The 26,775-nt window shown below is 73.3% G+C and carries 20 protein-coding genes; 7 read left to right on the top strand and 13 right to left on the bottom strand.

Annotated features, from left to right (window positions below; all coding sequences use genetic code 11):
• Positions 1-509 precede the first annotated feature (509 nt).
• Positions 510-1,238 carry an oxidoreductase gene (locus tag FHP29_RS15475; protein ID WP_139623736.1) on the bottom strand — a complete coding sequence of 243 codons (729 nt, stop codon included), beginning with the start codon at positions 1,236-1,238 and terminating at the stop codon, positions 510-512.
• 69 nt (positions 1,239-1,307) lie between these two features.
• On the opposite strand from FHP29_RS15475, the gene FHP29_RS15470 reads away from it, so the two are divergent.
• The 6 genes from FHP29_RS15470 (at position 1,308) to FHP29_RS15445 (ending at position 7,159) form a co-directional block, all read left to right on the top strand.
• Entirely contained in the window at positions 1,308-2,234 is a 927-nt protein-coding gene (locus tag FHP29_RS15470; protein WP_192904026.1) for a class I SAM-dependent methyltransferase, read from the top strand.
• Positions 2,235-2,366: 132 nt separating this feature from the next.
• Positions 2,367-3,488 carry a sensor histidine kinase gene (locus FHP29_RS15465; RefSeq protein ID WP_240044529.1) on the top strand — a complete coding sequence of 374 codons (1,122 nt, stop codon included), beginning with the start codon at positions 2,367-2,369 and terminating at the stop codon, positions 3,486-3,488.
• The gene (locus tag FHP29_RS15460) at positions 3,485-4,237 is read left to right on the top strand and encodes a LytR/AlgR family response regulator transcription factor (protein WP_139623735.1); all 753 of its coding nucleotides are present in this window, start codon (positions 3,485-3,487) and stop codon (positions 4,235-4,237) included. Before FHP29_RS15465 ends, FHP29_RS15460 begins: the two co-directional genes overlap by 4 nt.
• A 1-nt stretch (position 4,238) precedes the next feature.
• Positions 4,239-4,619 (top strand): hypothetical protein, encoded by a 381-nt coding sequence (locus FHP29_RS15455; RefSeq protein WP_139623734.1) that lies wholly within the window; start codon positions 4,239-4,241, stop codon positions 4,617-4,619.
• Entirely contained in the window at positions 4,619-6,118 is a 1,500-nt protein-coding gene (locus tag FHP29_RS15450; protein WP_139623733.1) for a sodium/solute symporter, read from the top strand. The genes FHP29_RS15455 and FHP29_RS15450 overlap by 1 nt, the downstream gene beginning before the upstream one ends.
• 69 nt (positions 6,119-6,187) lie before the next feature.
• Positions 6,188-7,159 (top strand): type IV toxin-antitoxin system AbiEi family antitoxin domain-containing protein, encoded by a 972-nt coding sequence (locus FHP29_RS15445; RefSeq protein ID WP_205014152.1) that lies wholly within the window; start codon positions 6,188-6,190, stop codon positions 7,157-7,159.
• A gap of 53 nt (positions 7,160-7,212) precedes the next feature.
• Here FHP29_RS15445 and FHP29_RS15440 read toward each other — a convergent pair whose 3' ends face one another.
• The 5 genes from FHP29_RS15440 to FHP29_RS15420 are packed head-to-tail and all read right to left on the bottom strand — an operon-like array spanning position 7,213 to position 13,436.
• On the bottom strand, positions 7,213-7,899 hold the full coding sequence (locus FHP29_RS15440) for a sirohydrochlorin chelatase (RefSeq protein WP_139623732.1): 687 nt from the start codon (positions 7,897-7,899) through the stop codon (positions 7,213-7,215).
• Complete coding sequence (locus FHP29_RS15435; RefSeq protein WP_139623731.1) at positions 7,896-9,020, bottom strand: uroporphyrinogen-III synthase; 1,125 nt, start codon at positions 9,018-9,020, stop codon at positions 7,896-7,898. The genes FHP29_RS15440 and FHP29_RS15435 overlap by 4 nt, the downstream gene beginning before the upstream one ends.
• Entirely contained in the window at positions 9,017-9,358 is a 342-nt protein-coding gene (gene nirD / locus FHP29_RS15430; protein WP_139623730.1) for a nitrite reductase small subunit NirD, read from the bottom strand. The genes FHP29_RS15435 and nirD overlap by 4 nt, the downstream gene beginning before the upstream one ends.
• A complete protein-coding gene (nirB, locus tag FHP29_RS15425; RefSeq protein WP_139623729.1) occupies positions 9,358-11,919 on the bottom strand; it encodes a nitrite reductase large subunit NirB in 2,562 nt (853 codons plus the stop codon). The genes nirD and nirB overlap by 1 nt, the downstream gene beginning before the upstream one ends.
• Positions 11,919-13,436 carry an FAD-dependent oxidoreductase gene (locus FHP29_RS15420; protein ID WP_139623728.1) on the bottom strand — a complete coding sequence of 506 codons (1,518 nt, stop codon included), beginning with the start codon at positions 13,434-13,436 and terminating at the stop codon, positions 11,919-11,921. Before FHP29_RS15420 ends, nirB begins: the two co-directional genes overlap by 1 nt.
• 148 nt (positions 13,437-13,584) lie before the next feature.
• Here FHP29_RS15420 and FHP29_RS15415 point away from each other — a divergent pair, with 148 nt between their 5' ends.
• On the top strand, positions 13,585-15,069 hold the full coding sequence (locus FHP29_RS15415) for a hypothetical protein (RefSeq protein ID WP_240044528.1): 1,485 nt from the start codon (positions 13,585-13,587) through the stop codon (positions 15,067-15,069).
• Between the two features lie 91 nt (positions 15,070-15,160).
• Here FHP29_RS15415 and FHP29_RS15410 read toward each other — a convergent pair whose 3' ends face one another.
• The 7 genes from FHP29_RS15410 to FHP29_RS15380 all read right to left on the bottom strand — a co-directional run bounded on the left by FHP29_RS15410 (position 15,161) and on the right by FHP29_RS15380 (position 26,477).
• A complete protein-coding gene (locus FHP29_RS15410; RefSeq protein ID WP_139623727.1) occupies positions 15,161-17,248 on the bottom strand; it encodes a molybdopterin oxidoreductase family protein in 2,088 nt (695 codons plus the stop codon).
• 83 nt (positions 17,249-17,331) lie between these two features.
• Positions 17,332-17,895 (bottom strand): HAD family acid phosphatase, encoded by a 564-nt coding sequence (locus FHP29_RS15405; protein ID WP_139623726.1) that lies wholly within the window; start codon positions 17,893-17,895, stop codon positions 17,332-17,334.
• Between the two features lie 21 nt (positions 17,896-17,916).
• Entirely contained in the window at positions 17,917-19,509 is a 1,593-nt protein-coding gene (locus FHP29_RS15400) for an MFS transporter (RefSeq protein WP_139623725.1), read from the bottom strand.
• Positions 19,510-20,372: 863 nt separating this feature from the next.
• The gene (locus FHP29_RS15395; protein ID WP_139623724.1) at positions 20,373-20,945 is read right to left on the bottom strand and encodes a GNAT family N-acetyltransferase; all 573 of its coding nucleotides are present in this window, start codon (positions 20,943-20,945) and stop codon (positions 20,373-20,375) included.
• A complete protein-coding gene (locus FHP29_RS15390; RefSeq protein WP_240044527.1) occupies positions 20,942-22,876 on the bottom strand; it encodes a penicillin acylase family protein in 1,935 nt (644 codons plus the stop codon). The genes FHP29_RS15395 and FHP29_RS15390 overlap by 4 nt, the downstream gene beginning before the upstream one ends.
• 44 nt (positions 22,877-22,920) lie before the next feature.
• Positions 22,921-25,200: a GNAT family N-acetyltransferase gene (locus FHP29_RS15385; RefSeq protein WP_139623722.1), complete on the bottom strand. Its 2,280-nt coding sequence runs from the start codon at positions 25,198-25,200 to the stop codon at positions 22,921-22,923.
• Positions 25,200-26,477: a lysine N(6)-hydroxylase/L-ornithine N(5)-oxygenase family protein gene (locus FHP29_RS15380; RefSeq protein WP_240044526.1), complete on the bottom strand. Its 1,278-nt coding sequence runs from the start codon at positions 26,475-26,477 to the stop codon at positions 25,200-25,202. The genes FHP29_RS15385 and FHP29_RS15380 overlap by 1 nt, the downstream gene beginning before the upstream one ends.
• Positions 26,478-26,775: the final 298 nt, after the last annotated feature.

Below are 26,775 nucleotides of genomic sequence, written 5' to 3'. Positions count from 1 at the left end.
GTCGAAAAGACAACCCTTGATCGTCACCCGCCAGCGGCGTACAAAGGACACCAAGAACTCAAGAGCAACACGTGATCCCGGTACCCACGCGGCGATCTACCCTTCTGAATTGGGCGCTTGCATTCGGAATACTTCCGGAGCAGTTGTTGATGGTGCACGCCTGGTAGCCAATGGTCACGTGTCAGCGGTGGCACCCGAGACACTCGATGGCTCGGGTGCCACCTGCATTTCTGGCCGAGCGTGTCGCCGATCGAGGGCGGCGGACGGTCGCTCGCTTCGCTCGGACCGCCCTTGCCCTCGATGCGCTGCGCGCGGGGCGCCACGCTGCCGGCCACGCCGTTCGCCTACGTACGACCTACCTCCGCCCGGCGGCACCCCTTGGTCCTGGGCCGAGCGTGTCGCCGATCGGCGGCTGCGGGCGGGGCGCCACGCTGCCGGCCACGCCGTTCGCCTACGTACGACCTACCTCCGCCCGGCGGCACCCCTTGGTCCTGGGCCGAGCGAGTGGACTACTCGGCGTCGCGGACCAGCGGGCTCGCGTCGGCCGCCGCCGACCACGCCTCGACGGCGTAGAGCAGCCAGGAGTGCATGCCGGCCTGGCCTCCGCTCGCCCAGCCGCGCAGGTTGGACTCGTAGGCGGGTCGCAGCGCCAGGTGCGCCGCCTCGGGTACGACGAGCGACTTCTCGTCGACGCCGCGCGCTGCCGCGATGAGCCGCTCGGCGGCCCGGGCCACGATGCCGTTGTGGGAGCCGAAGGGCGTGGCGGTGACGAGCTCGGCGTGGACCACGGCCGCCACGGCGAGCGCGGGGGCCTCGGTGGGAGCGGTGATCAGCTGCGCGATCCCCCGCAGCCGCGCCGCGGACTCGCCGTCGCGGGGGCGTCCGAGCAGCTCGTCGGGGAGCGCCCCGCGGGCGGCGAGGGTGTGCATCCGCGCGAGTGCCTGCAGCGGCTGGCGGCGCAGCACCGGGATGAGCGAGAGGAGCTCGGTGGCGAGCCGGACGGCGTCGGCGGCGATCTCGTCGCCCGTCCCGGCGCGGACCTCGGCCAGTGACGACCCGGATCCCTCGAGCACCGCGCTGGCGTGCGCGCCGCGCAGGAGCGACTCGGCGGTCAGCTCGGGACTGGTGCGGCGCAGGCCGCGGTCGCGGAGCACCACGTCGATGCCGTCGCGCGCGCCGGCGAAGCCGGACGGGACGCCCTCGAGCGAGGTCAGCCAGGCGTGCGGGTCGGAGGTCACCCGGCAACGTTATCGGCGCCCTCGCGTGCCTCCGCGATCCGGAGCCATCACGGTCGTACGCTCGGCGCGATGGCTACCGACTCCGCTCCCGACGCACCCGGCCTCTGCTTCGGCGCCGTGGCCGAGGCCTACGACCGCGGGCGCCCCGGCTACCCGCGCGAGGCCGTCGCGTGGCTGACCGGCGAGCAGCCGCTCGCCGTCCTGGAGCTGGGCGCCGGAACCGGCCGGCTCACCGAGCACCTGGTGGCGCTCGGCCACGACGTCCACGCGACCGACCCGGACCCGCGGATGCTCGACCGGCTCGGGACCCGGCTCCCGGAGCTGCGCGTCTCGCAGACCGCGGCCGAGGAGATCCCGGCGGCGGACGCGACGTACGACCTCGTCGTCGCGGCCGACGCCGACCTCTGGTTCGACCACGACCGCGCGCTGCCGGAGATCGCCCGCGTGCTCAAGCGCGGCGGCACGTTCGGCGTCGTGCGCAACGTCCGCGACGAGCGCATCCCGTGGGTGCGCCGCCTCGGCAACCTGATCGGCCACCATGCGACCGGCGGGGGCGTCGGCGAGGCGATCGATTCGTCGCCGTACTTCGGCCCGGCCGAGGAGATGTCCTTCAAGCACTGGCAGGTCATCGACCGCTCGTCGGTCCAGGACCTCGCCCGCTCGCTGCCCGGCGTCGCCGGCCTCGACCGGACCGGCCAGGAGTCGAAGGTCCGCGAGGTGCTGGCGTTCTACGACGACTTCGGGCGCGGGATGGACGGCATGCAGCTGCCCTGGGTGAGCGAGTGCTTCCGCGCGGTCGTCGGCATCCAGCCCAAGACCATCCGCCAGGACCAGCTGCCCGTCGGTACGCCGGCCGGCGAGCCCGCCGCGGAGGCGGACGCCGAGCCCGGCGCGGTCGGAGCGGTCGGCGAGGACACCGTGCCCGTCGCACTCGCGCCCGCCGTCGAGCCGCCCGCCGACGACGACTCGGGCATGCTGCTCATCGACTTCCGCTGAGCTCGGCGGACCAGGACCGGCACCTCAGAGGGCCTGCACTGGCACCTCGGGGGTCCAGGGTTGGCACCTCGGGGGTCCAGGATTGGCACCTCGCGGGGGCTGGGGTGGCACTTCGTCGGGGAGGATGGTCGGGTGGGCAGCGGACGGCTGTGGCGACGGGACCACCTGGGCAGCGATGCGGACCGGGCGGCGTTCCGGGCCCTGCACCAGGCCTCGCTCGCCTCGCCCGCGCTGCGTGAGGGCCTGACGACGGCCAGTGCGGAGCGGGCGATCCGGCACCTGCGGGCGCTGCTCGGCACGCCCGCGCTGGCGATCACCGACACCGAGTCGGTGCTGGCGTGGGACGGCACGGGAAGCCACCATCTCGACCAGGCGGCCGTCGTGGGGCTGCTGGCGATCGAGAAGGGCAGCACCCGCACGGTCGACCGCGGCCAGCTCGGCTGCACCGTCGGCGGCTGCCCGGTCCGCACGGGCGTGGTGAGCCCGCTGGTGGTCGAGGGGCGCGTGCTGGGGACCGTGCAGGCGTTCGCCCCGTCCTCCACCGCCGGCCTCGTGCGCGCGACCGAGGAGGTCGCCGAGTGGGTCTCCGGCCAGCTCGAGCTCGCCGAGCTGGACGCCCACCGCAACCGGCTGATCGAGGCCGAGGTCCGCGCGCTGCGGGCCCAGATCAGCCCGCACTTCGTCTACAACTCGCTCAACGCCATCGCCAGCTTCGTGCGCACCGACCCCGACCGGGCGCGCGACCTGCTGCTGGAGTTCGCCGACTTCACGCGCTACTCCTTCCGCCGCCACGGCGAGTACACGACCCTGGCCGAGGAGCTGCGCTCGATCGAGCGCTACCTCCTCCTCGAGCAGGCGCGCTTCGGCGACCGGCTCCAGGTCACCCTCAACATCGCGCCGGAGGTGCTGCCGGTCGTCGTACCGTTCCTGTGCATCCAGCCCCTCGTCGAGAACGCCGTCCGGCACGGGCTCGAGGGCGTCGAGCAGGCCGGCCACCTCACGATCGTCGCCCACGACCGTGGCCACGAGGCGGTGCTGGAGGTCGAGGACAACGGCGTCGGCGAGGACCCCGAGAAGGTACGACGCGCCCTCGCCGGCGACGCCGAGCTCGACTCGGTCGGCCTGGGCAACGTGGACGCGCGGCTGCGCGCGACCTTCGGCGACGACTACGGTCTGGTCGTGGAGACCGCACCGGGGGCCGGGACCAAGGTGATCGTGCGGGTGCCGAAGTTCGCGCCGGGGGTCAGCGCGTGAGCGGCCTGCGCGTGCTCGTCGTCGACGACGAGCGCCCCGCGCTCGACGAGCTGAGCTACCTGCTCGACGCCGACGAGCGCGTGGGCGAGGTGATCGCCTGCCAGTCCGCGACCGACGGCCTGCGGATCCTGCGCGAGCGCGAGGTCGACTGCGTCTTCCTCGACATCCAGATGCCCGGCCTCACGGGTCTGGAGCTGGCCGAGGTGCTGGGCCGGTTCCGCCGACCGCCGCCGGTCGTGTTCGTGACCGCGCACGAGCAGCACGCGGTCGACGCCTTCGACCTGCACGCCGTCGACTACGTCCTCAAGCCGGTGCGCCCCGAGCGGCTCGCCGAGGCGGTACGACGCGTCCTCGGCGCCGGCGCCCCCCAGCGCGACGAGCCCGACAGCCAGATCGCCGTGGAGCGCGGCGGCGTCACCCGCTTCGTCGACCGCGGGGACATCACCCACGTGGAGGCGCAGGGTGACTACGCGCGCCTGCACACCGCCTCCGGGGAGGCCTATCTGGTGCGGGTGCCGCTGACGACCCTGGAGGAGGAGTGGGCCGAGGCCGGGTTCCACCGGATCCACCGCTCCCTGCTGGTCGCGCTGGCCCATGTCACCGAGGTCCGCAGCGACGCCGGCCGCACCTCGGTCGTGGTCGGCGGAGCGACCGGGGACACCGAGCCGTCGACCGAGCTGCCCGTCAGCCGCCGGCACACCCGCGCGCTGCGCGACGTCCTCGTCCGCCGGGCCCGCGCAGGCTCGTGAGATGAACGAGCGGGTGCGGGTCACCGGTCCGCCGCGGCACACCCCGGCGGGCCGGGCGGCGAGCCGGCTCGGTGACGTGCACGAGCAGACCGCGCTGGGCGACGTCTACCTCCGCTCCCTCCTGCGGGCGCAGATCGGCCTGGCCGCACGGCTGCTCGCTCTCCTCGCCGTCACGCTCGGCGTACTCCCCCTCGCCTTCCACCTGGCACCCTCCCTCGCCGACATCCGGCTGCTGGGGATCCCGCTTCCGTGGCTGCTCCTCGGCGTGCTGGTGCATCCGTTCCTGCTGCTGCTCGCCTGGCGCTACCTCCGCAGCGCGGAGCGCAACGAGCGGGTGTTCGCCGACCTGGTCGCAGACCCGCCCGACGAGGACGCCACCTGATGGAGCGTGCGGACGTCCCGGGCCTGGTCGCGGTCGTGCTGGTCACGCTCGCGACCCTGGCGATCGGCACGTGGGGACTGCGGTTCTCCCGCACCACCAGCGACTTCTTCGTCGCCTCCCGCAGCGTGCGGCCCGCGCTGAACGCCTCGGCGATCGGCGGGGAATACCTCTCCGCCGCGTCCTTCCTCGGCATCGCCGGTCTGCTGCTCGTCGGCGGGGCCGACATGCTGTGGTACCCGGTCGGGTGGACGGCCGGCTATGTCGTCCTGCTCGTCCTGGTCGCCGCGCCGCTGCGCCGCTCCGGCGCCTACACGCTGCCCGACTTCGCCGAGGCGCGGCTGGGCTCGCGCACCGCCCGCGCCGCCTGCTCGCTGCTGGTCGTCGGCATCGGCTGGCTCTACATGATCCCGCAGTTCGAGGGAGCCGGCATCACCCTGCGCTCGGCGATCGGCGCCCCCGAGTGGGCCGGATCCCTCGTCGTGGCGGCGATCGTGCTCGCCAACGTGACCTCCGGCGGCATGCGCTCGGTGACCTTCGTCCAGGCGTTCCAGTACTGGCTCAAGCTGACCGCCCTGCTCGTCCCCGCCGCCGTCCTCGTCGCGGTCTGGTGGGGCGACGGTCGTCCGGGCGGCCCCGCCCGGGACGACGGCTGGTCGCTGCCCGTCGCCGGCGACGGCGGCGTCGGCCTCTACACGACCTACTCCCTCATCGCCGCGCTCTTCCTCGGCACCATGGGCCTGCCGCACGTGGTCGTGCGGTTCTACACCAACCCCGACGGCAGCGCCGCACGCCGGACGACAGTCACCGTGCTCGCCCTGCTGGGGCTCTTCTACCTCTGGCCGCCGGTCTACGCCGCCCTCGGCCGCGTGTACGGCGACCGGCTGGTCGCCGAGGGGCGCTCCGACGTGCTGGTCCTCGAGCTGCCACGCGCGATGCTGGACGGCGTCGGTGGCGACCTCCTCACCGGGCTCGTCACGGCCGGCGCGTTCGCGGCCTTCCTGTCGACGTCCTCGGGCCTCGCGATCGCGGTCTCCGGCGTGCTCACCCAGGACCTGACCAGCCGACTCGTGAGCGAGCACCGGGGCGTGACGGCGTTCCGGCTGGCGGCGATGGTCGCGGTCGTCGTACCCGTGATCGCCGCCCTGCTGGTGCGCAACGTGGGGGTGGCGCAGTCGGTCGGGCTCGCGTTCGCCGTGGCCGCCTCGACGTTCTGCCCGCTGCTCGTGCTCGGGATCTGGTGGCGGCGGCTGACCGACGTCGGCGCCCTCGCCGGCCTGGCCGCCGGCGGGCTGGGCGCCGGCGGAGCGGCGATCGCCACCCTCGCCGGCTACTCCCCCGGCGGCTGGGCGGGCGCGCTCCTCACCCAGCCCGCCGCCTGGAGCGCCCCCGTCGCGGCGCTGGTGATGGTCGGGGTGTCGGTGGCGACGGCCGACCGGGAGCCCGCCCACGCCCGGCGCTTCCTGGTCCGGTTGCACACGCCGGAGTCGCTCGGGAGGTAGCGGCCGCGGTTCTCCACAGGCGATGCGTGGCCGGTGGCAGCAGACCGGGTCGCGTGGCACGGTCGGGCGGTGTCCGCACGCGTCGATCTTCGTCACCCGCAGCTGCAGTCGCTGCTCCGCACCCAGTGCGGCGTGGTCTCCCGCCGGCAGCTGCGCGAGGCAGGAGCGAGCGACGGCGACATCCTCCGGATGAGGCGCCGCAAGGAGATCCGAGCGGCGCATCCTGGCGTGTACGTCGACCACACCGGTCCGCTGACCTATGAGCAGCGTGAGTGGGTCGCCGTCCTGGCGGCCTGGCCCGCTGCACTGTCCGGCGAATCGGCCATCCCGGGCCGTCGTCCGGCGGTGATCGAGGTGGCGATCCAGCACGGACGCAAGCTCGACGTCCCGGACGGCGTGCGGATTCGTCGTACCTCCGGGCTCACCGAGCGCGTGCGCCGCAACAGCCGACCACCCCGGATCCGGCTCGAGGAGGCGCTGATCGACCTGATGTCGGCACAGGTGGCGACCGGAGACGTGGCGGCCGCGTTCGCCGAGCTGACCCGCGCCTGCTTCCGACGGCCCGGCCTTCCCGAGGCGGTGCTCCGAGCCCTGGCTCAGCGCTCCCGCGTCGCCGGCCGGCCGATCATCGAGGGCCTCGTGACCGACCTGCGCGACGGCGCCTGCTCCGTGCTGGAGCGCGGCTACCTCCACCGGGTCGAGCGCGCCCACGGGCTGCCTCGCGGATCGCGACAGGTCGTGAGCGAGGCGACCGGCCGACGCACGGTGATCGACGTGCGGTACGACGAGCTCGGGGTGATCGTCGAGCTGCAGGGTCGCGCCGTCCACGACACCGCGGAGGCCTACGACGCCGACGCCGAGCGCGACCTGGCGGAGGCGGCGGCCGGTGCCGCCGAGACCCTGCGGATCACCTACGGACAGGTGTTCCGAACGCCGTGCCGCACGGCCACGCGCATCGCGCAGGTGCTGCGCCGGCACGGCTGGACGGGTGCACCGCGGTCCTGTCCGGACTGTCCTCCGGCGGCCAGCGCGGCCGCCTGACTCCCTGCTGTGTCATCTGCAGACGCGGGGCGTGTGCAGACGACACAGTTGCGTCAGGCCGAGGCGCGCAGCGCCGCCGGGGCGAGGGCGAGCGCCCGCTCCGCGACCAGGCCGGCCACGCGGGGGTGCGGGCCGACGACGCCCGCGACCACGGCTGCGCCGGCGGCGAGGGCGTCGTGGCGGGCCTTGCGGTGGAAGTGGCCGGTGGCGAGGAGGTACGGCGACACGGCGTCGCCGGGTCGCACGACGTCCTCGGGACGGGTGCCCCTCCCCGACAACGTCGCGAGGCGGACCGGCGCGCCCCACGCCTGGGCGAGGAGGTGGGTGGCCCGGTCGAGGTCCGCGGTGGCGGCCGGGTCCGTGGACCCGGCGGCGACCATGACGACCGGCTGCCCGGGTGTCGCACCGGCCTCCAGCAGGCGCTCGACCTGCGCGGCGGCGAGGAGTCGGTCGGGGCCGAGGGAGCGGCCGAGCAGCACGTGCTCAAGGTCGGTGAGCGCGGCGGGCAGGTCCTGGCGCAGGTGGTAGCCGGTCGAGAGCAGCAGCGGCACCGCGATCACGGGCCCGCGGACCTCCCGCACCGCCTCGGCGAAGAGCGGCGCGCAGAGCTCGACGTACGACGTCGTCGCCTCCCAACCGAGTCGACTCGCGGCCGCCGACGTCAGCGCGCGGGCCACCTCGTTGCCCGCCGCGGTGCGGGTGCCGTGGGCGACGGTGAGGAGGTGGGGGCGTCGCGTCATGGGGTCACCGCCAGGCGGTAGCCGCGCTTGACAACGGTCTGGATGCAGCGGGTGCCGAGGGCCGAGCGCAGCCGGGCGACCGCCATCTCGACCGCGTGCTCCGAGCCGGCGGTGCCGGACGGCAGCGAGGTGAGCAGGTCGCGGCGGGAGACGACGGTGCCGGGGTTGACGAGCAGGGCCTGGAGGACGGCGTACGGCGCGGGCGAGAGCTTCACCTCGACGCCGTCGAGGAGCACCGAGCGATCGGCCAGGTCGCCGTGCAGCAGCAGGGTGTGGCCGGCGACCTCGAGACTGGTGCCGCTCGCACGGGAGGGGAGCTCGACCTCGAGCTGCTTGACCATCGCGGCCAGGCGGGAGCGCTCGGGGTAGATCGACGGGACACCCCACATCTCGAACGCGGCGGCGGTGACCGGTCCGACGCAGGCGGCGACCACGTCGGCCTGGAAGGCGCCGACCACCTCGTCGCGGTGGCCGGTGGAGGTCGCGGCCTCCATCATCGCGGCGATCGCCGGCGCGGCGGTGAAGGTGACGGCATCCACCCGTCGCGCGGCGATGTCCTCGATCAGGCCGAACATCGGCTCGGGGTCGGCCGCGCCCTCGACGCGGTAGACGGCGACGGTGGTGACCTCGGCACCGACCCGGCGCAAGGCGTGCGCGGCCATCGACAGCGACTGCCCGTGCTCCTGGACGACGATCCGCACACCGCCCAGGTCGCGTCCGCGCAGGTGGGCCAGGACGTCCTCGAACTCCTCCGACTCCGGCGACCACAGCTCGCGGAGGCCGAACCTGCGCAGCGCGCCGACGCTCTTCGGCCCGCGGGCGAGGATCTCGGCCGTCTCGAGGTGGGCCACGAGGTCGTCGAGCAGGCCCCAGCGCTCGGCGGCGGAGAACCACGACTTGAGCCCGATGCCCGTGGTCGCCACGAAGACGTCGACCGGCTGGCCGAGCACGTCCTTCGTCGCGGCCAGCAGCGCGGTCTCGTCGATCCGGTTGGGGTCGACCGACAGCGCCGGCGCGTGCACGACGCTCGCGCCGCGGCGCTCGAGCAGGGCGATCTGCTCGTCGGCACGGCGGGCCGCGGTCACGCCGATCCTGAAGCCGGACAGGGGCTGGTCACTCACGACGCGATTGTCTCGCGGCGGGCGCCGACGACCACCATCCCGTCGCTCACCCACGCCTCCCAGGTGGGTACGACGACCGCCGGGTCGTCGAGGCAGGCGCCCGTGCGGAGGTCGAAGCGCTGCTTGAGCAGCGGGCTGGCGACGAACGGCACCTCGTCGTCTCCACGCGTCCCGACGATCCCTCGGGAGAGCACGGAGGCCCGGCCGAACGGGTCGAAGTTGGACAGGGCGAACACCTCGTCGTCGTACGTGCGGAACACGGCGACCGCCTCCCCGTCGACGAGGGCGGCGACGCCGGACTCGCGGGCGATCCGGTCCAGGGGGCAGACGGTCGTCATCACGGGGCTCCCACGGGGATCGAGGCACCGAGCGACACCGGTCCGTCCACCAGGTCGGCGCGGATCTGGCCGCGCTCCTCGCGGAAGGTGATGTGGGGGTCGGGGGTGCCGGGGGCGTTGACGAAGGAGACGAAGCGGGCGAGCTTCGCCGGGTCCTCGATGGTCGCCCTCCACTCGTCGAAGTAGGAGTCGACGTGGCGGTCCATGCTCGCCTCGAGCTCGTCGCCCAGACCGAGGCTGTCGTCGACGACGACCTCGCGGACCCGCTCCAGTCCGCCGATCTCGTCGAGCCAGGTGGAGGTGCGCTGGAGCCGGTCGGCGGTGCGGATGTAGTACATGAGGAAGCGGTCGAGGTAGCGGATCAGCTCCTCGCGCGTGAGGTCGCCGGCGAGCAGCTGGGCGTGCGCGGGAACCGCGCCGCCGTTGCCGCCGACGTAGAGGTTCCAGCCCCTCTCGGTGGCGATCACGCCGAAGTCCTTGCCCCGCGCCTCCGCGCACTCACGGGCGCATCCGGACACGCCGCCCTTGAGCTTGTGGGGCGAGCGCAGGCCGCGGTAGCGCAGCTCCAGCTCGATCGCCAGCCCGACGGAGTCCTGCACGCCGTAGCGGCACCAGGTCGAGCCGACGCACGACTTCACCGTCCGCAGCGACTTGCCGTAGGCGTGGCCGGACTCCATGCCGGCGTCGACCAGCCGCTTCCAGATCGCCGGCAGGTCCTCCATCCGGGCGCCGAAGAGGTCGATCCGCTGGCCGCCGGTGATCTTCGTGTAGAGGCCGTAGTCGCGCGCCACCTCGCCGATCACGATCAGCTTGTCGGGGGTGATCTCGCCGCCGGGGATGCGCGGGACCACCGAGTAGGTGCCGTTCTTCTGCAGGTTGGCGAGGTAGGCGTCGTTGGTGTCCTGCAGCGTGGCGTTGGCGCCGTCGAGCACGTGGTGGTTGAGCAGGCTGGCCAGGATCGAGGCCACCGCCGGCTTGCAGATGTCGCAGCCCCGGCCCTTGCCGTGGCCCTCGACGATGTCGTCGAACCGGTTGTATCCGTGGACGGCGACGACCTCGAAGAGCTCCTGGCGGGTCATCTCGAAGTGCTCGCACAGCGACTTGTCGACGACCTTGCCGCTCGCGGCGAAGTGATCCTCGACGATCTTCTTCACCACCGTCTTGCACGAGCCGCAGGTGGAGCCGGCCTTCGTGCAGGCGGTGACGCAGGAGGCGCTGTCGCAGCTGCCGCCGTCGGACACGGCGGCGACGATGTCGGCCTTCGTGACGTTGTTGCACGAGCAGACCTGCGCGTCGTCCGGCAGCATCGCGGAGGTCGAGCCTGTCGAGACCCCGCCCCGCGCGGCCGGGAGGATCAGCTCCTCGGGGTTGTCGGGCAGCTCGATCCCGGAGCCGACGAGCGGCCGGAGCACGCCGTACGACGACGCGTCGCCGACGAGGATGCCGCCCAGCAGCTCGTAGCCGCCGCTCGCGAGCTCCTTGACGACGAGCTTCTTGTAGATGCCGGCCACGGCGTCGGCGTACACCACCTCGAGGGCGTCCTCGTCGGCGGCGAACGCGTCGCCGAAGGAGGCCACGTCGACGCCGAGCAGCTTGAGCTTGGTCGACATGTCGGCGCCGGTGAAGGCGCCGGCCTCGCCGCCGAGGAGGGCGTCGACGACGACCTCGGCCATCGTGTAGCCGGGCGCGACCAGGCCGTACATCCGCCCGCCCGGGGCGGCGCACTCGCCGATCGCCCAGATGTGCTCGTCGCTCGTGCGGCAGTGCTCGTCGACGAGGACGCCGCCGCGCTCGGCGATCTCGAGGTCGGCGGCGCGGGCGAGGGCGTCACGCGGGCGGATGCCCGCGGAGAAGACGACGAGGTCGACGTCGAGCGGGTTGCGGTCCTTGAGCGCGAGCCCGGTGACCTTGTCCTTGCCGAGCACGGCCTCGGTCATCGCGCCGGTGTGCACGGTCAGGCCGAGGGTCTCGATGTGCCGGTTGAGCGTCGAGCCCGCGGCGTCGTCGATCTGCACCGCCATCAGGCGCGGCGCCAGCTCGACGACGTGGGTCTCCAGGCCGAGCTGGTGCAGGGCGTTGGCCGCCTCGAGGCCGAGCAGCCCGCCGCCGATGACGGCGCCGACCTTGGCCTTCTTCGACGCGGCGCGGATCGCCTCGAGGTCCTCGATGGTGCGGTAGACGAAGACACCTCTGAGGTCCTTGCCGGGCACGGGCGGCACGAACGGGTAGGCGCCGGTCGCGAGCACGAGCTCGTCGTAGTGCAGGTCCTTGCCGTCGGCGAGCGTGATCACCCGCTGCCGCGGGGAGATCGCGACCACCTCGGCGCCCAGGCGCAGGGAGACCCGCGGGTCGTCGTACGCGCCGCCGGGGAGGAAGGACAGTGCCTCCGCTCCGCGCTCGAAGAACGAGGTCAGGGCCACGCGGTCGTACGCCGGGCGCGGCTCCTCGCCGAGGATGGTGATGTCGTGGGTCTCGGTCAGCCCGCGCTCGATGGCGGCCTGCACGAAGCGGTGGCCGACCATGCCGTGGCCTACGACCACCAGTTGCTTTCGCTGGTTCATCAGGTTCCCTTCTGGGCGGTGGCGAGTTCGGCGGTGTCGGTACGGCGGCTGAGCAGCTGCCGCACCGTGCTGGCGCAGCCACCGCAGCCGGTGGTCGCGCGGGTGTCGTCGCGGACCTGCTCGAGCGAGGAGCAGGCGCGGATCCGGCCGGCGGTCACGCCCGCGCAGGCGCACACCTCGGCGTCGTCGGGCAGGGACCAGGGTCCGGCGCCGTTGCCGGCGTCCCCGGTCCGCTCCGGCAGGAGGAGCTCGCCGGGCTCATGCGGCCCGAGAACGGTCCGCCGGTCGAAGTGCTGGGTGATCAGCCCGACCCGGGACAGGTCGCCGACCAGGGTGGCGGCGACGATCCGCCCGTCCCGGACGACGATGCGCCGGTGCGAGCCGGCGATCGGGTTCGCCACCTCGACCACCTCGCCACCGGCGTCGAGCTCGGCCCGGGCGTCGCCGAGCACGGCGACGTCGAGGTCGCTGGCGCGCAGGCGCGCGACGACCCGGGTGCCGTCGTACCTCACCGACTCGTCGCACAGCCGCGTCGACAGGTTGGCGGCGAGGATGCCGGCCTGCTCCCACGCGGGCGGGACGAAGCCGGTGGTCCTGCCGTCGTGCTCGGCGCAGTCGCCCAGGGCGTGCACGGACGGATCGGTCACGCTGGCGAGGCGGTCGTCGACGACGATGCCGCGCCGGACCTCGAGTCCGGCGCCGCGGGCCAGCGCCGTGGAGGGACGCCCCCCGGCCGTGAGGACCACCAGGTCGGTGTCGAGCGTGAAGCCGTTGTCGAGCCGGAGGGCGGGCCCGTCCGACCCGTCCGTGCGCTCGACGAGCCGGACGGCGCGGGCGCCGGTGTAGACGGCGACCCCGAGCTTCTTCAGGTCGCGGGTGAGGATCCGGCCCGCCGGCGCGCTGATCTGCTGGTGGAGCAGGTGCTCGGCGCCCTCGACGACCTCGGTCTGGATGCCTCTCACGCCGAGGGCGCGCGCGACCTGCAGGCCGAGCAGCCCGCCGCCGACGACGACCGCGCGCCTGCTTCCCGGCAGCGCGGCGAGCAGGCGCTCGCAGTCGGCCAGCGACCGGAAGGCGTGCACGGCCTCGTGCAGCGAGCCGTCCATCCGCACCAGTCCGCGGATCGGCGGCAGGGACGGGATGCTGCCGGTGGCGAGCACCAGGGTGTCGTACTCCACCAGGGTGCCGTCGACGAGCATGACGTCCCTGCGCTCCCGGTCGACGCCGAGGACGCGGGCTCCCAGGCGAAGGTCGACCCCGTGCTCGGCGTACCACTCCTCGCTGCGCAGGGTGAGCGCCTCGGGCCGGTGCGTCCCCTCCAGGACCGCGGAGAGCAGGATCCGGTTGTACGGCGGCGCGTGCTCGTCACCGAGGACGGTGACGTCCAGACCGCCGCTGGTCGAGCTCGTCGCGACCGCCCGACGGGCGACGAGCTCCTCGACCAGGCGGGTCGCGGCCATGCCGGAGCCGACGACGACGAGCCGCGGGCGCGGCGCTGCGGGTCGGTCCTGGCTCATGTCCCCATCTGACGACACGGAGGTTTCGCGTCCGTGTGCTCGTGTTGCACGCAGATGTCAACGACTCCTCACGACCTCACCGTCCGGCCGACTCAACGAGCGGCCCGACGACCGACCCGAACGACCAGGTCTGCCCTAGGTTCGAGCCATGGGCGAGCTCAGGCGCGTGTCGCGGGCGTCGTACGTCGCCGCGGCGATCGCGTTCGTGGCGTGGCTGCCCTTCCTGCGCACGCCCCTCGAGTCCGACGAGGCCGGCTTCCTGCTGCTGGCGCGGCAGTGGGGGCCGGGAAGCTCGCTGTACGGCGACCACTGGGTCGACCGCCCGCCGCTGCTGATCTGGATCTTCCGGCTCGCCGGACACCTCGGCCCGGTCGATCTCGCGACCGCGGGCACGGTCGCGCCGGGGGTCAAGCTGGTGGGAGCGACCGCGAGCGCGGCCGCCGTGATCCTCGCCGGCGTGCTCGCGGCGCGCCTGGCGACGCCCCTGTCCCGCTGGCCGCAGCGCATCGTCCCGATGCTCGCCGCGGCGCTGCTGTCCAGCCCGCTGCTGGGGATGCCCGCCACCAACGGGGAGATCCTCGCCGCCCCGTTCATCCTGCTCGGGGTGCTGTGCCTGATCACCGCGCTCGCCGAGCCGGTCGGCGGGCGCGGGCTCGTGCTCGCCGCCGCCGCCGGATCCGCGGGGATGGCGGCGGCCCTGGTGAAGCAGAACATGGTCGACGTCTTCGTCCTCGCCCTGATCCTGATCCCCCTGTCGGCGGGCCAGGTCCCCCAGCTCGGGCGGCGGGTGCTCGCGCTCGGCGCGGGCGCGGTCGGCACGCTCACCGTCGTCCTGGCCTCCGCGGCCACCAGGGGCACCTCGCCGGTCGCGTTGTGGGACGCGGTGGTCGTCTTCCGGATCCGGGCGGGGGCGGTGATCGGCTCCGAGGCGTCCCCCGCGACGGACCACCGGATGGCTCTGGTGGCGCTGGCGTTCGTCGTCAGCGGCGCGGCCATCACCCTCCTCACGACAGCCTTCCTGGCCGCCCGGACGGCCGTGAAGGAGGGGCCGCGCGCCGCGCCCCTGCCCGTCGCGGCGCTCGCGATGGCGGCCTGGGAGACCCTCGGCGTCGCCGCCGGAGGCAGCTACTGGCTGCACTACCTGACCGGCCTCGTCCCGGGCGTCGTCCTGCTGGCGTGCCTGGTGCACCCGCGCGGCCGGCGCCGCCGGGTCGTGGAGGCCTGCCTGCTCGTCACCGGCGTCGCCTGCCTCGCTGCCTGGGTCCACGCGCTGACCGCGCCGGTGGACGCCGCGATCGCCAGGGACGGCGAGGTCGCGCGCTACCTGCGCACTCACGCGGACCCGGACGACGGCGTCGTGGTGGCCTTCGGTCGCCCCGACATCGTCGCGGCCAGCGGACTGACCAGCCCCTACGCCCACCTGTGGAGCCTGCCCGTGCGGGTCCGTGACGCCGACCTGAGCGAACTGCAGGCCGTCCTGGACTCGCCCGACGCGCCGCGGTGGGTGGTCGTGAGCGGCCACGGCCTCGCGAGCTGGGGGATCGACGCGGACCGGGCGCAGGCGTCCTTCGTGAGGAGCTACCGCGAGCGGACGGCGTACGGGGACCTGCACGTGTGGGAGCGCCGGAGGTGACCGGCGGGAGGGTCGTACGAACCTAGCGCTCGAACCCACCGGACGTCTGACGTCCGCCGCGTGCAGCCGGGACGATGCCCGCCCGGGCCCGTCACACCAGGACCGCGGCGGCGCAGACCTTGAACTCCGGCATCCGGCTCGACGGGTCGAGGGCGTCGTTGGTGAGCCGGTTGGCGCCGACCCAGTGGAAGGGCACGAAGACGGTGTCCGGGCGGATGGTGGTGACGATGCGCGCGGGCGCCTTCAGCTCGCCGCGACGCGTGCGGACGACGACGGGACGGCCGTCGTGGGCACCGATCCGCTCGGCCAGCATCGGGTGCATCTCGACGAACGCACCCTCGTCGGGCAGGTCGCGGATCCGCCGGGTCTGCGCGCCGGACTGGTACTGCGACAGCACCCGTCCGGTCGTCAGATGCAGCGGGTACGACGGGTCGGGCTCCTCGGCGGGACCGACGTACTCCGGCACGACGAACCTCGCCCGCCCGTCCGGTGTGGCGAAGGAGTCGGCGAACATCCGCGGTGTCCCCGGATGCGGCGACTCGCCGGCGGGGGCGGCGGGGCAGGGCCAGAAGACCCCCTGCTCCTCGACGATCCGCTCGTAGCTGATGCCCGAGTAGTCGGCCTTCCCGCCGGCCGACGCGCGCCCGAGCTCGGCGAAGATCTCCTCCGGGTCCGTGGAGAAGGGGATCGGCGAGCCCAGGCGCTCGGCGAGGCCGGCGATCACGTCGAGGTCGCTGCGCACCCCCTCGGGCGGCGTGACCGCGCGCTGGCGCAGGATCACCCGGCCCTCGAGGTTGGTCATCGTGCCGGTCTCCTCCGCCCACTGGGTCACCGGCAGCACGACGTCCGCGAGCGCGGCGGTCTCCGACATGACGATGTCGCACACCACCAGCAGGTCGAGCGCCTCGAGCCGGCGGGTGACATGCGTGGCGTTGGGTGCGGACACGACGATGTTGGAGGCGTGCACGAGGAGCGCCTTCGGGCCGCCGTCCTGGCCGAGCGCGTCGAGCAGCTCGTACGCCGACCGCCCCTTCCCGGGCAGGCTCTCCGGCGCGACGCCCCACACCTGCGCGACGTGCGCGCGGGCGGCGGGATCGTCGATCATCCGGTAGCCGGGCAGCTGGTCGGCCTTCTGCCCGTGCTCCCGACCTCCCTGGCCGTTGCCCTGCCCGGTGAGGCAGCCGTAGCCGGCGTACTCCTTGCCGGGCATGCCGAGGGCGAGCGCGACGTCGATCCACCCGAGCACGGTCGCCGTGCCCTGGGCGTGCTGCTCGGCTCCGCGGGCGGTCAGCACCATCACCTTGTCGGCGCTCGCGAGCAGGGCGACGAGGGCGTGCAGCTCGTCGGTGGCGATCCCGGTGGTCCGCTCGACCCGCTCGGGCCACCAGGCCGCGGCCGCGCGGCGTACGTCGTCGAAGCCGGTGGTCCGCCGGGCGACGTACTCCTCGTCCACCGCGCCCTGGGCGTCGAGCAGGTGGAGCACGCCCAGCGCCAGCGCGAGATCCGTGCCGGGGACGGGCTGGAGCAGGAGGTCGGCGCGCTCCCCGGTCGGCGTCAGCCGCGGGTCGATCACGACGACCTTGCCGCCACGCTCGCGGAGCCGGTCGAGGTGGCGCGCCGCGGGCGGCATGGTCTCGGCGAGGTTGGAGCCGACGAGGACCACGACGTCGGCCTGCTCCACGTCGGCGAGGGGGAAGGGAAGTCCGCGGTCGACGCCGAACGCCTGGTTGCCGGCGCTGGCGGCCGAGCTCATGCACCACCGGCCGTTGTAGTCGATCTGGCTGGTCCCGAGCGCGACGCGGGCGAACCTGCCCAGCTGGTAGGCCTTCTCGTTGGTGAGACCGCCGCCGCCGAAGACCGCGACGGCGTCGTTGCCGTGCGCGGCCTGGAGGACCGCGATGCGTCGCGCGACCAGGTCGAGCGCCTCGTCCCAGCTCGCGGTGCGCAGCTCGCCGGTCGCCCGGTCACGGACCATCGGCGAGGTCAGCCGCTCCCGGCTCCCGCGCAGCCCTCCGGCCGTCCAGCCCTTGCGGCACAGCGCGCCCTCGTTGACCGGGAACTCCGCCCACGGCCCGATCTCGATGGCCACCCTCCTGGCGGCCGATCCTGTCGCGACCCGGGAGATCGCCATGCCGCACTGCAGGCTGCAGTAGGGGCAATGGGTCCGGGTGGCGTCCATGCGTGCCATTCCACGCGACCTTCGTTGCGCATCGGCAGCGCGCGGAGGACGCCGGCGTCAACGACTCCTCACGGCCTCACGGGTCAGCTCAGCGCGCCGCCGTAGCTGGGCAGCCGGAGCTTGCGCTCGTAGTCGGCGCCGACGAAGTCGGTGCTCCGGTTGCCGACGTTGAGGACGATGGTCCACCCCTGCGCGGCGTACTCGGCACGGCAACGCTGCTTGCTGTCGGCGAGGGTCTCGCCGTGCTGGCGCCCGCAGATCCCGTCGTGGTGGTAGCCCGCCGCGTCGAGCGCTCGCGTCACGTTGTCGAGGCTGTCCGCGAACCGACCGGTGACGAAGAAGACGCCCATCCCCTTGCTCTCGGCCTTGCGGGTGAGCCGGAGGGTCCGCTTGATCGGCGCGGGCCAGGAGTAGTGCGTGGCGAGCGAGGTGTTGTCGATGTCGAGGACGACGGCCAGGCGCTTCTCGCCACTCGCCGCACGCTGCGTCAGGTAGGCCCCCGGACGCTTCCTCGCGTAGACGGCGCGGACGTCCGCCTGCCACTGGGCCGCTGAGGGCAGCGGCCCAGTGGCGCGTTCCGTCGCCGAGGCGGCGGCCAGAGGGGCGGGGAACAGGGCCAGCATCAGGGCGAGTGCCAGGGTGCGCATCACCCCATTCCACCAGAGGAGTCAGAGCCCGAGCCCGGCGTACCCCCGCTCGGCCTGCGCCTTGACCACCGACGGCTTGCGCAGGAAGACCGCCCAGGTGACCAGCGTGCAGACCACGTAGAAGCAGGTGAACACGATGAACGCGGCCTTCGTGGCGGCCAGCGGGTCGGTGACCCACGGAGAGCCGAACGTGATCGGGATGAGGAAGCCGCCGATCGCGCCCACCGCACCGATGATGCCGACGGCGGCGGAGGACTTCTTGGTGCCGTCGAGCAGCGCGAGCTCGCGCTCGGGGGTGTCGGCGGCGGTGGCCCGCTCGGCGTCGGTGCGGAAGATCGCCGGGATGATCTTGTAGGTCGAGCCGTTGCCGATGCCGGTGCAGGCGAAGACGAAGAGGAAGATGCCGAGGAACAGCGGGAAGACGTCGGAGTTGGCCTCGACCGCGGCGCGGACGGCGTCAGGGAACTGGAAGGCGGCCGGATCGGCGGCGATCTTCGCCAGCGTCGCCTTGTCGGGCGCCGGCGGGAGCGGCTCGAGCATGCCGAGCGTGACCAGGATGCCGAGCGTGCCGAGCACCATGCCGCCGAAGGCCATCAGCGTGATCCGGCCACCGCCGAACCGGTCGGCGAGGTAGCCGCCGAGCGGGCGGGCGACGGAGCCGACGAGCGCCCCGAGGAAGGCGTAGAACGCGAAGTTGATGCCGATGCCGTGCACCGCGGGGACCGGCTGGCGCCAGAAGTTGAGCTTGATCAGCAGCGGCATCGCGGCGGAGTAGCCGATGAACGAGCCGAAGGTGCCGATGTAGAGGAACGACATCACCCACGTGTACTTGTGCTTGAGGACGCTCAGCTGCTGACGGGTGTCGGTCTTCGCGTTGGAGAGGTTGTCCATCCGGAACCAGGCGGCCAGCACGGCCACGACGGCCAGGGCGGCGTACACGAACGCGGCCCACTCGAGGTGGATCCCGCCCTCGCTGGCCTTGACCAGCCCGAAGATGCCGGCCCCGCCGACGATCACCGGCAGGAAGAACTGGATGATCGCGACACCCAGGTTGCCGCCGGCCGCGTTGAGGCCGAGCGCCGCGCCCTTGAGCCGGGCGGGGTAGAAGAAGTTGATGTTCGCCATCGAGCTGGCGAAGTTGCCGCCGCCGAAGCCGGCAGTGGCGGCGATGACGCAGAACACGGCGTACGGCGTATCGGGGCGGGTCACCGCGTAGGCGAAGCTCAGCGTGGGGATGAGCAGCAGGGCCGCGCTGATCATCGTCCAGTTCCGGCCGCCGAACTTCCCGACGGCCAGGGTGTAGGGCACCCGGATCAGGGCGCCGACGAGGTTCGGGATCGCGATGAGGAAGAACAGCTGCTGGGGCGTGAACGTGAATCCCTGGGCGACCAGGAACGCCGAGCTCACGCTCCAGATCAGCCACACCGAGAACCCGAGGTGCTCGGCGAAGATCGACCAGAGCAGGTTGCGCCTGGCGATCGGCGCGCCGGTCTCCGCCCAGAACTGCTCGTACTCCGGGCGCCAGTCGTCGATCCAGCGGCCCTTCCGTCGGTGGAGGGTCGCTTCGGGTGCGCGGGCGGCGAGGTCGCCACCGCTGGGACTGGTGAGGGTCATCACAGGCTCCTGGCAGGCAGAGGTCCGGTTGTCGTCCCTCAGCCTCCGGTGCTGGGATTTCCAGCCGCTGCGCCGCCAGATTTCGTCTCGTCAACTCCGTCTCACGGGCTCACACGGCTCACGGGATCACGCCTGTGGAGATCGCATCGGGTCCGTCGGACCCGTCGGGCAGGTTCCATGTTGCCGACCTCGGGACCGTCGAGCTCGACCTGAACGAGATCCTGGCCTGAGCCCGACGGCTCCGGAGTCCGCTGGCGCGTCCGGCGACGTGTCACCGATGTCCTGAGACATCACACCGGCGAAACCCACACCGGCGCCTACGCCGCACTGCTGCGGGGCATCGACCGGCTCGAGGCCACCGACGCGCTACGACCGCGGGGGTGGGCCACGGTGAAGGACTTCCTGACCCATCTCACCGGTGGCCACAAGGGCACCGGTGGTGGACTGGTCCGGACCCGTGCGGTGAACGCGACGACAAGTCGCGGGCCGTCCCGCGCTCGCCTCGCCGAAGCTGTCGCTCGACTCCGAGCAATGCCGACCTCTGGCCCGGTCTCGCAGCAAGTGGCGCCATCGGCGGGTTAGGTCGGCGATTGCGTGGATTGAGCAGGGCGCTCTCGGGGAGGCGGAACCCGTACGGGGGTGGGTCTGGCGTGCCGGACGACGCGGCCAGGGATGCAGATCAACTCGCGGCGGAGCCGAGCCAGGTGGGCGCGGTCGTCGCCGTCCCGTCGTGGAGTCCGGCGAGTTCGTGGAGCCAAGCGGAGAGGTCGACCGCGAGCGGGGCGCCACGCAACCACGCGTTGTTGACCGCGTGGCTGCCTGGGAGACCCGCTCTACTCCGCCCGTCTCGCCGTTCACACGACCTACCCGGCTCGAGCGCCTGGAGGAGCGGGAGTGCGCCTCGAACGACGGGCGGTCGTCAGCGCCCGCTCCCTGTCCAGGAAGAAGAACTGCGCGGGCTTCTCCGAGATGCTCGTGCGCAGGTCGACGAGCGGTCCGCGCGTGCAGCCCAGCTGATCCAGCAGGGCGATCGAGGCGGCGTTGCGTGCGTCCGGCTCGAAGACGATGCGCCGGCAGCCGGGGAGGTGCGCGACGCGGTCCAGCGCGGCGGCGATGAGGTCCGCCGTGCGGCCGGCGCGGTGCGGGTCGTCGGCCAGCAGGAGGTGGACTCCGACGTCGCCGGGGGCACGGTCGTACCACTCGCCGATCTCGTCCACCTCGGGGTCGTAGGTCTGCACCAGGCCGAGGGGGACGTCGTCGACGACGAGGAGGTACGCCGCCAGGTGGGCCTGGTCCTGGATCCAGGCGTAGACCAGCCCGACGTCCTCCGGCGAGTGGTCGGTCATCCCCCAGAACACCGCGCGCGGCTGGGTGACCCAGGAGTGGAGCAGGGGGGCGTCGGCGGCGGGGTCGACGGGGCGGACGAGGACGGTCATGGCTGCTCCGCAGGATGCTCGAGGGGAAGGGATCCGCCGGCGGCCCACACCGCCTGCTGGTCGTGGTGGTGCGGCGAGGCCGGGTCGCCGGAGGCGCCGAGCGGCACGACCCAGCGGCTGTCCCCCGCGAGGTCCCAGACCCAGCGCGCGACCGGCCCGTGCACGCAGGCGCCGGTCCCGCCGAGGGCCCGAGTGGCGAGGACGCAGTCGTCGTCCCCGGCGACGGCGACGTACGGCGGCGCGGACCCCGCCGGCGCCGGCAGGCCGAGCTGCTGGTGCGGGGTCAGCGGTACGACGACGTGCCCGCTCCCCCACGGCGCGGGCTCGGGCCCGGCCGCGACCTCCTCGACGGCCGTCGCGACGACCTGGAGCACGTCGACGCCGAACGGCTTGTCCGCGGCGAGGATCGCCGGCAGGCACAGGCGGATCCGGGCGCGCAGGTCGAACCACGGCCCGAACAGCTCGCCGTACGGCGATCCGTCGACACCCCGCAGCGCCGGGGCGTCGAACAGACCCTCCACCACGGCGGCACGGACGGCGACGAACAGCGCCGCGTCGACGCTGTCGGCAGCCATCCGCCGATCCCATCCGAGCAGCCGGTCGCGCAGACCGGCCGCGGGGACCGTCAGGTCGACGAGCGACCCGAGCGTGTCGAGGAGGGCGGTGCCGGCCGTCTGCCGGTCGTCGGCGAGGACGGCGGCGACGGCCTCGGGAGTCAGCGGACCGGCTGCGACCAGCTCGTCCAGCAGCCCGCGGATCCGCCGCGCCCGGTGGGGCGGGGCGAAGTCGAGCCCCACCCGGTCGAACTCCGCGGTGGCACGGTCGTTCGCGGTCACCAGCACCGGCCCGGTCCGCCGGGGCAGCTCACCGACCCACTCGCCGGTCCACCGGCGCTCCTCGTCGCGGACGGGGATCCGGCCGACCACCCGATGCTCGGTGGCGCCGTACCGGTCACCCACGACGAGGTTGTCGACCGGGCCGACCCAGTGGCCGAAGGCGGCGGTGACGTCGGCGGTACGCCGGGCGCGCAGGAGCGGGAGGATGGCGTCGAGACCGAGGCTCCCGAGCGCGTACGACGGTGTCCGCAGGCTGTGGGTCTCCGGCTGGTCGGGCCCACCGAGCACGACCGGACCACGATCGGTGACCAGCACCTCGACCTCGCGGACGTCGTAGCGGTCCTCCCCCACCCGCACCCGGACCAGCTCGACCCGCCGCGCCACCGGCTCCCAGCCGCCGGCGCCACGGGCGATGACGGCATCCCCGTGACGGACCAGCTCCTCGGCATACACGTCCTCGTCGTCGGCCACCGCGTTGGTGATGCCCCAGGCGACGTCGCCGGCGTGGCCGAAGTGCTGCACGCCCGGGACGCCGACGAAGGTGAGTCCGGCGACGTCGAAGGGGTCGGCCGGGTCGGTGCAGACCAGGCGGACCTGGGCGTAGCAGCCGGGCGCCTCGATCACCCGGTGCGGGTCGCCGGCCAGGATCGGCAGCCCGCTCGCGGTCAGCGAGCCGTCGACGACGAGCGCGTTGCTGCCGCCCGGCAGTCCCTCGACGCGGAACAGCGGCAGCCACTCCTCCCCCGTGGTCGCGGCGAGGTGCCGTCGCCAGAGCTGGCTGGGGAAGCCGGAGAAGAGCAGGTGCTGCACGGCGAACACCGCGAGCGGGGTCCACGGCCGCCACGGCCGCTCGAGCACCTCGTTGAGGCCGTCGACGTACGCGTCGACGAACGCACGGCTCTCCGGCGTGAGCGCGGCGTACGCCCGGCGGGCGAGGTCGACGACCAGCGCCCGGCGGGCGAGGACGTCCCACTCCAGCGCGGTCTCGCCGAAGATCTCCGCACACGTCCCCTCCGCGCGACGGCGCTCCACCTCGAGCTGCCAGGCGCGGTCCTGGGCGATGGCGATCCCCTGCTCACGGGCGACCTCGAGCACGGAACCCCCGAAGACACTGGGGATTCCGTGTGCGTCGCGGACGATCACGACTGCACCGCGAGCGGGTTGGCGAGCGTGCCGGCGAAGATCAGCGACTCGGCCTGGTCGGTGAGATCGACCATCTGCAGGGTGTTGCGCAGCTGGAGCCGGTTGAGGCAGCTGTGCCGGAACTCCGGCCGCAGCAGGTCGTACGCCGCGGCCGCGTCGGCGAGCTCGGGGTGGTCGGCGGCGTGCTCCTCGATGGTCTCCCGGGCGATCGCCCAGAACCCCTCGGCGGGCAGCATCCCGTCGTCGTCGAGGATCGCGGCGACGAAGCGCAGCACTCCGTCGAAGACGTCGGTGTGGATCGCGAGCGCCTTGACGTCGTCGGGGAAGTCGCCGCGGATCCGCTCGACCTCGGCCGGCAGCGGCAGCCTCGCCCCACCGGGAGGGGCCATCACGGCGACCTCCTCGCCGATGTCCTTCATGAACGCGCCGACCGGGACGTGGTCGCGCAGCCGGAGCAGCAGGTTCTCCCCGTGCGGCATGAACGCCAGGTCGTAGGCGTGCAGGCAGTGCACCAGCGGGCGCAGATAGGCCCGCAGGTAGGCCCGCACCCACGTCGCCGCGTCGACGGGCGACTCCTTGATCCATGCGGTGACGAGGGAGTCGCCGTCCGCGTCGCGGTGCAGCAGCGCGGCCATCGTCGTGAGCTGCTCGCCGTCCGGGGTGCGCGGGACCGGGCTCTCCCGCCACAGCGCGGCGATCATCTTGCGGTACGGCGAGGGCTCGGCCGTGCGGTGGAAGGCATCGCCCGTGTAGCCGATCGCCGCGACCTCGCGGAGCACCCCGAACCCGCACGCGCGCAGCTCGTCGTCGGACTCGACGACGGAGGCGACCCAGTCGTTGATGGCAGGCGTGGCGGCCATGTACGCCGGCGAGAGCCCGCGCACGAAGCCCATGTTCTGGATGGCGAGCGCGGTCTTCACGTAGTGCCGCTCGGGCCGGCCGGCGTTGAAGAAGGTGCGGATCGACTGCTGGGGGCGGTGGTCGTCGTCGCCGGCGCCGAGGTGGACGAGGTCGCGGCGGGCGACGTCGGGTGCAAAGGTGACCGCGAGCTTGTGCTGCCATTGCCAGGGATGCACCGGCAGGTAGAGGTAGTCCTGCGGCGTGACGCCGAGCGCGCGCAGCCGGCCGTCGAAGCGGTCGCGGACCTCGGGCGCCAGCTCGCCGTCGTACAGCTCGTGCTCGGTCGTGTCGTGGGCGAGCGAGAGGTGCGTGAGCGAGCGGCGGGCGGCGACCCAGTGCAGGCGCACCGGCTGTCCGGCCTCGGGCGCGTAGGCCCGGTAGTCGTCGAGGCTGAACCCGATCCGGCCGTTGTTGGCGACGAACGCCGGGTGCCCCTCGGTCATCGCGGACTCGATCTCCTGGTAGCCCGCGCCGACGAGGTCGGCGGCGGGGACCCGCCGGTGGCGCAGCTTCCAGGCACCGGCGGCCAGCGTGGAGGCGATCTCCTCGAGGTAGGTCGGCAGCAGCTGGTCGGGGATCCCCAGCGTGGGCGCCAGCTCCGCGATCAGCTCCTGCGCGTCGGGGTCCGCGGGCACGCCCGCCCGCAGCCGTTCGATGGAGGCGGGGTCGACGACCCAGTGGTCGAGCGGGTGGCGGCGCGCCGCGAACGAGTACGCCGAGGACCCGGCCACCACCCGGAATCCCTCCCCGTCCGGGGCCGGCGTGATCAGCCGCTCGTGCGCGAACTCCCCCAGCGCCTTGGCCACCAGGTGCCGCTGGGCGCGGTCCATCAGCGCGGGCGTGAGGTGCTCGGCCGAGCGTGCGGCCTCGAACGCCGCACGGGTGCAGACCGACAGCATCGCGGTCTTGCCCGGCAGGGGGATCTCGCGCAGCTCGACGAATCCAGCAGCCACGTTCTTGGCGCGGATCGGCTCGTTGCGGGCGTCCGGCTCGACGACGACGCGCCGCACGGACGGGTCGGCGAAGCAATGCGCCATCACGGCGTCGAAGACCGCTGTCGTGAGGCCGCGCACCGACGGGCCGGCGGGCGGGGCGACGAGGACGTGCATCCCGAGGTCGCCCTCGCCCAGCTCCGGCAGGCCGGCCAGCGGCGAGTGCGCCGGATCGTAGGTCTCGGCGAGGAACCGCGGGGCGCCGTCGACCCGGCCCAGCCAGGCGTCGTGGTGCGGGTTCGCGACGATGCCGGCGTACTCCTCGCGCACGTCGTCGCGCGTGGCGTCCTGCATCATCCAGTACACCGAGCGCGGGTGGGTGACCCAGGCGTGCAGCAGGTCGAGGTCGCGCTCGACGTCGAGGGGCTCGATCGTGATGTCCATCAGATGGCTCGCTTCAGGTGGTCGGGGACGCCGAAGGTCTGCACGGCGATCCGCTTCTCGATCGGGTACACCTCGCGGCCGAGCATCGCGGCGACGATGACCGAGTTGCGGTAGGGCCCCATGCCCAGGTCGGGGGCGAGCAGCGAGTGCGTGTGCTCCTCGGCGTTCTGCACGAAGATCTCGCCGCCGTGGACGTCGACGGAGTAGTCGGCGGCGACGTCGTAGCGGCCGCGGGCGTCGTACCGGATCCGGTCGCGGACGCCGTCGAGGAACGCGGGCGGGGTGGGCGCATAGCCCGTGGCGAGCACCAGGCCCCCGGTGGCGAGGGAGAAGGGCTCGCCGGTCTCGACGTGGAGCAGGTCGAGCTCGCTGCCGCCGGCCACCGGACGTGCGGCGCGGACCTCGGTGTTGGTCAGCAGCGTCGTGCGCGGCCCGTCCCCGGTCACCCGCTGCTGGTAGTGCAGGTCGAAGATCGCGTCGACGAGGTCGCCGCTGATCCCCTTGAAGAGATGGCGCTGCTCGCGCGCCAACCGGTCGCGGGTGTCGATCGGCAGGGCGCGGTGGTAGTCGCCGTACTCCGGCGAGGTCATCTCGAGGGTGAGCTTGGTGTACTCCATGGGGAAGAAGCGCGGACTGCGTGTCAGCCACACCAGCTCGTAGCCGTGCGCGGGCGCCTCCGAGAGCAGGTCGTGATAGATCTCCGCCGCGCTCTGGCCGCTGCCGACGATCGTGATCCGCTCCTGTCGCTGGAGCTCCGCCTTGCGGGCGAGGTAGTCGGCCGAGTGGGTCACGGCGGTGCCGCGATCGACCACGGGCCGGAGGGGATCGGGGATCCTCGGCGACGTGCCGATCCCGAGCACCAGGCGGCGGGTGCGGTACGACGCATCGCCGTCCGTACGCACGACGTACGCCGTCCCGTCGTGCTCGACGCCGGTGACCCGCTGCCCGAAGCGCACCGACGGCAGGCGCTCGGCGGCCCAGCGGCAGTAGTCGTCGTACTCCTTGCGCAGCGGGTAGAAGCTCTCGCGGATGTAGAACGGGTAGAGATGCCCACTCTGCTTGAGATAGCTGAGGAACGACCAGCGCGACGTCGGGTCGGCCATGGTCACGAGGTCGGCGAGGAAGGGCACCTGGAGGGTCGCGTCGTCGAGCAGCATGCCGGGATGCCAGCCGAAGCGGTCGCGGGCCTCCAAGAACACACCGGAGATGCCGTCGTGGTCGTCCGGACGGCTGAGCGGGTCGGTGAGGCACGCCAGGCCGAGGTTGAAGGGGCCCAACCCGATGCCGACGAAGTCCAGGATCTCGTCGCTCCCCGCGCCACCTCCAGCGCCGTCGAGCCCGCCGGCGCGAGCCGGGCCCCCGCCTCCCGGACGAGGTCGAGGACCCCCGTGATGTCCTCGACCGTCGCCATCGGGTTGAGCAGGGTGAGCTTGAGGTGCTGGACGCCGTCGACCTTCGTGGCCGCGACCATCGCCCGACCGGACGCGTAGAGGTCCTCGCGGATCGCGTTGTTGAGCGCGGCGCTGTCCCTCTCCGCGAGCGGCGGGCCGGGCGGGACGTAGCGCAGGACGAGGG

Source organism: Nocardioides albidus (assembly GCF_006335005.1).
Classification (GTDB): domain Bacteria; phylum Actinomycetota; class Actinomycetes; order Propionibacteriales; family Nocardioidaceae; genus Nocardioides; species Nocardioides albidus.
The sequence above is the reverse complement of the archived record's forward strand: the minus strand, read 5'-3'. Positions and strand labels throughout refer to the sequence as shown.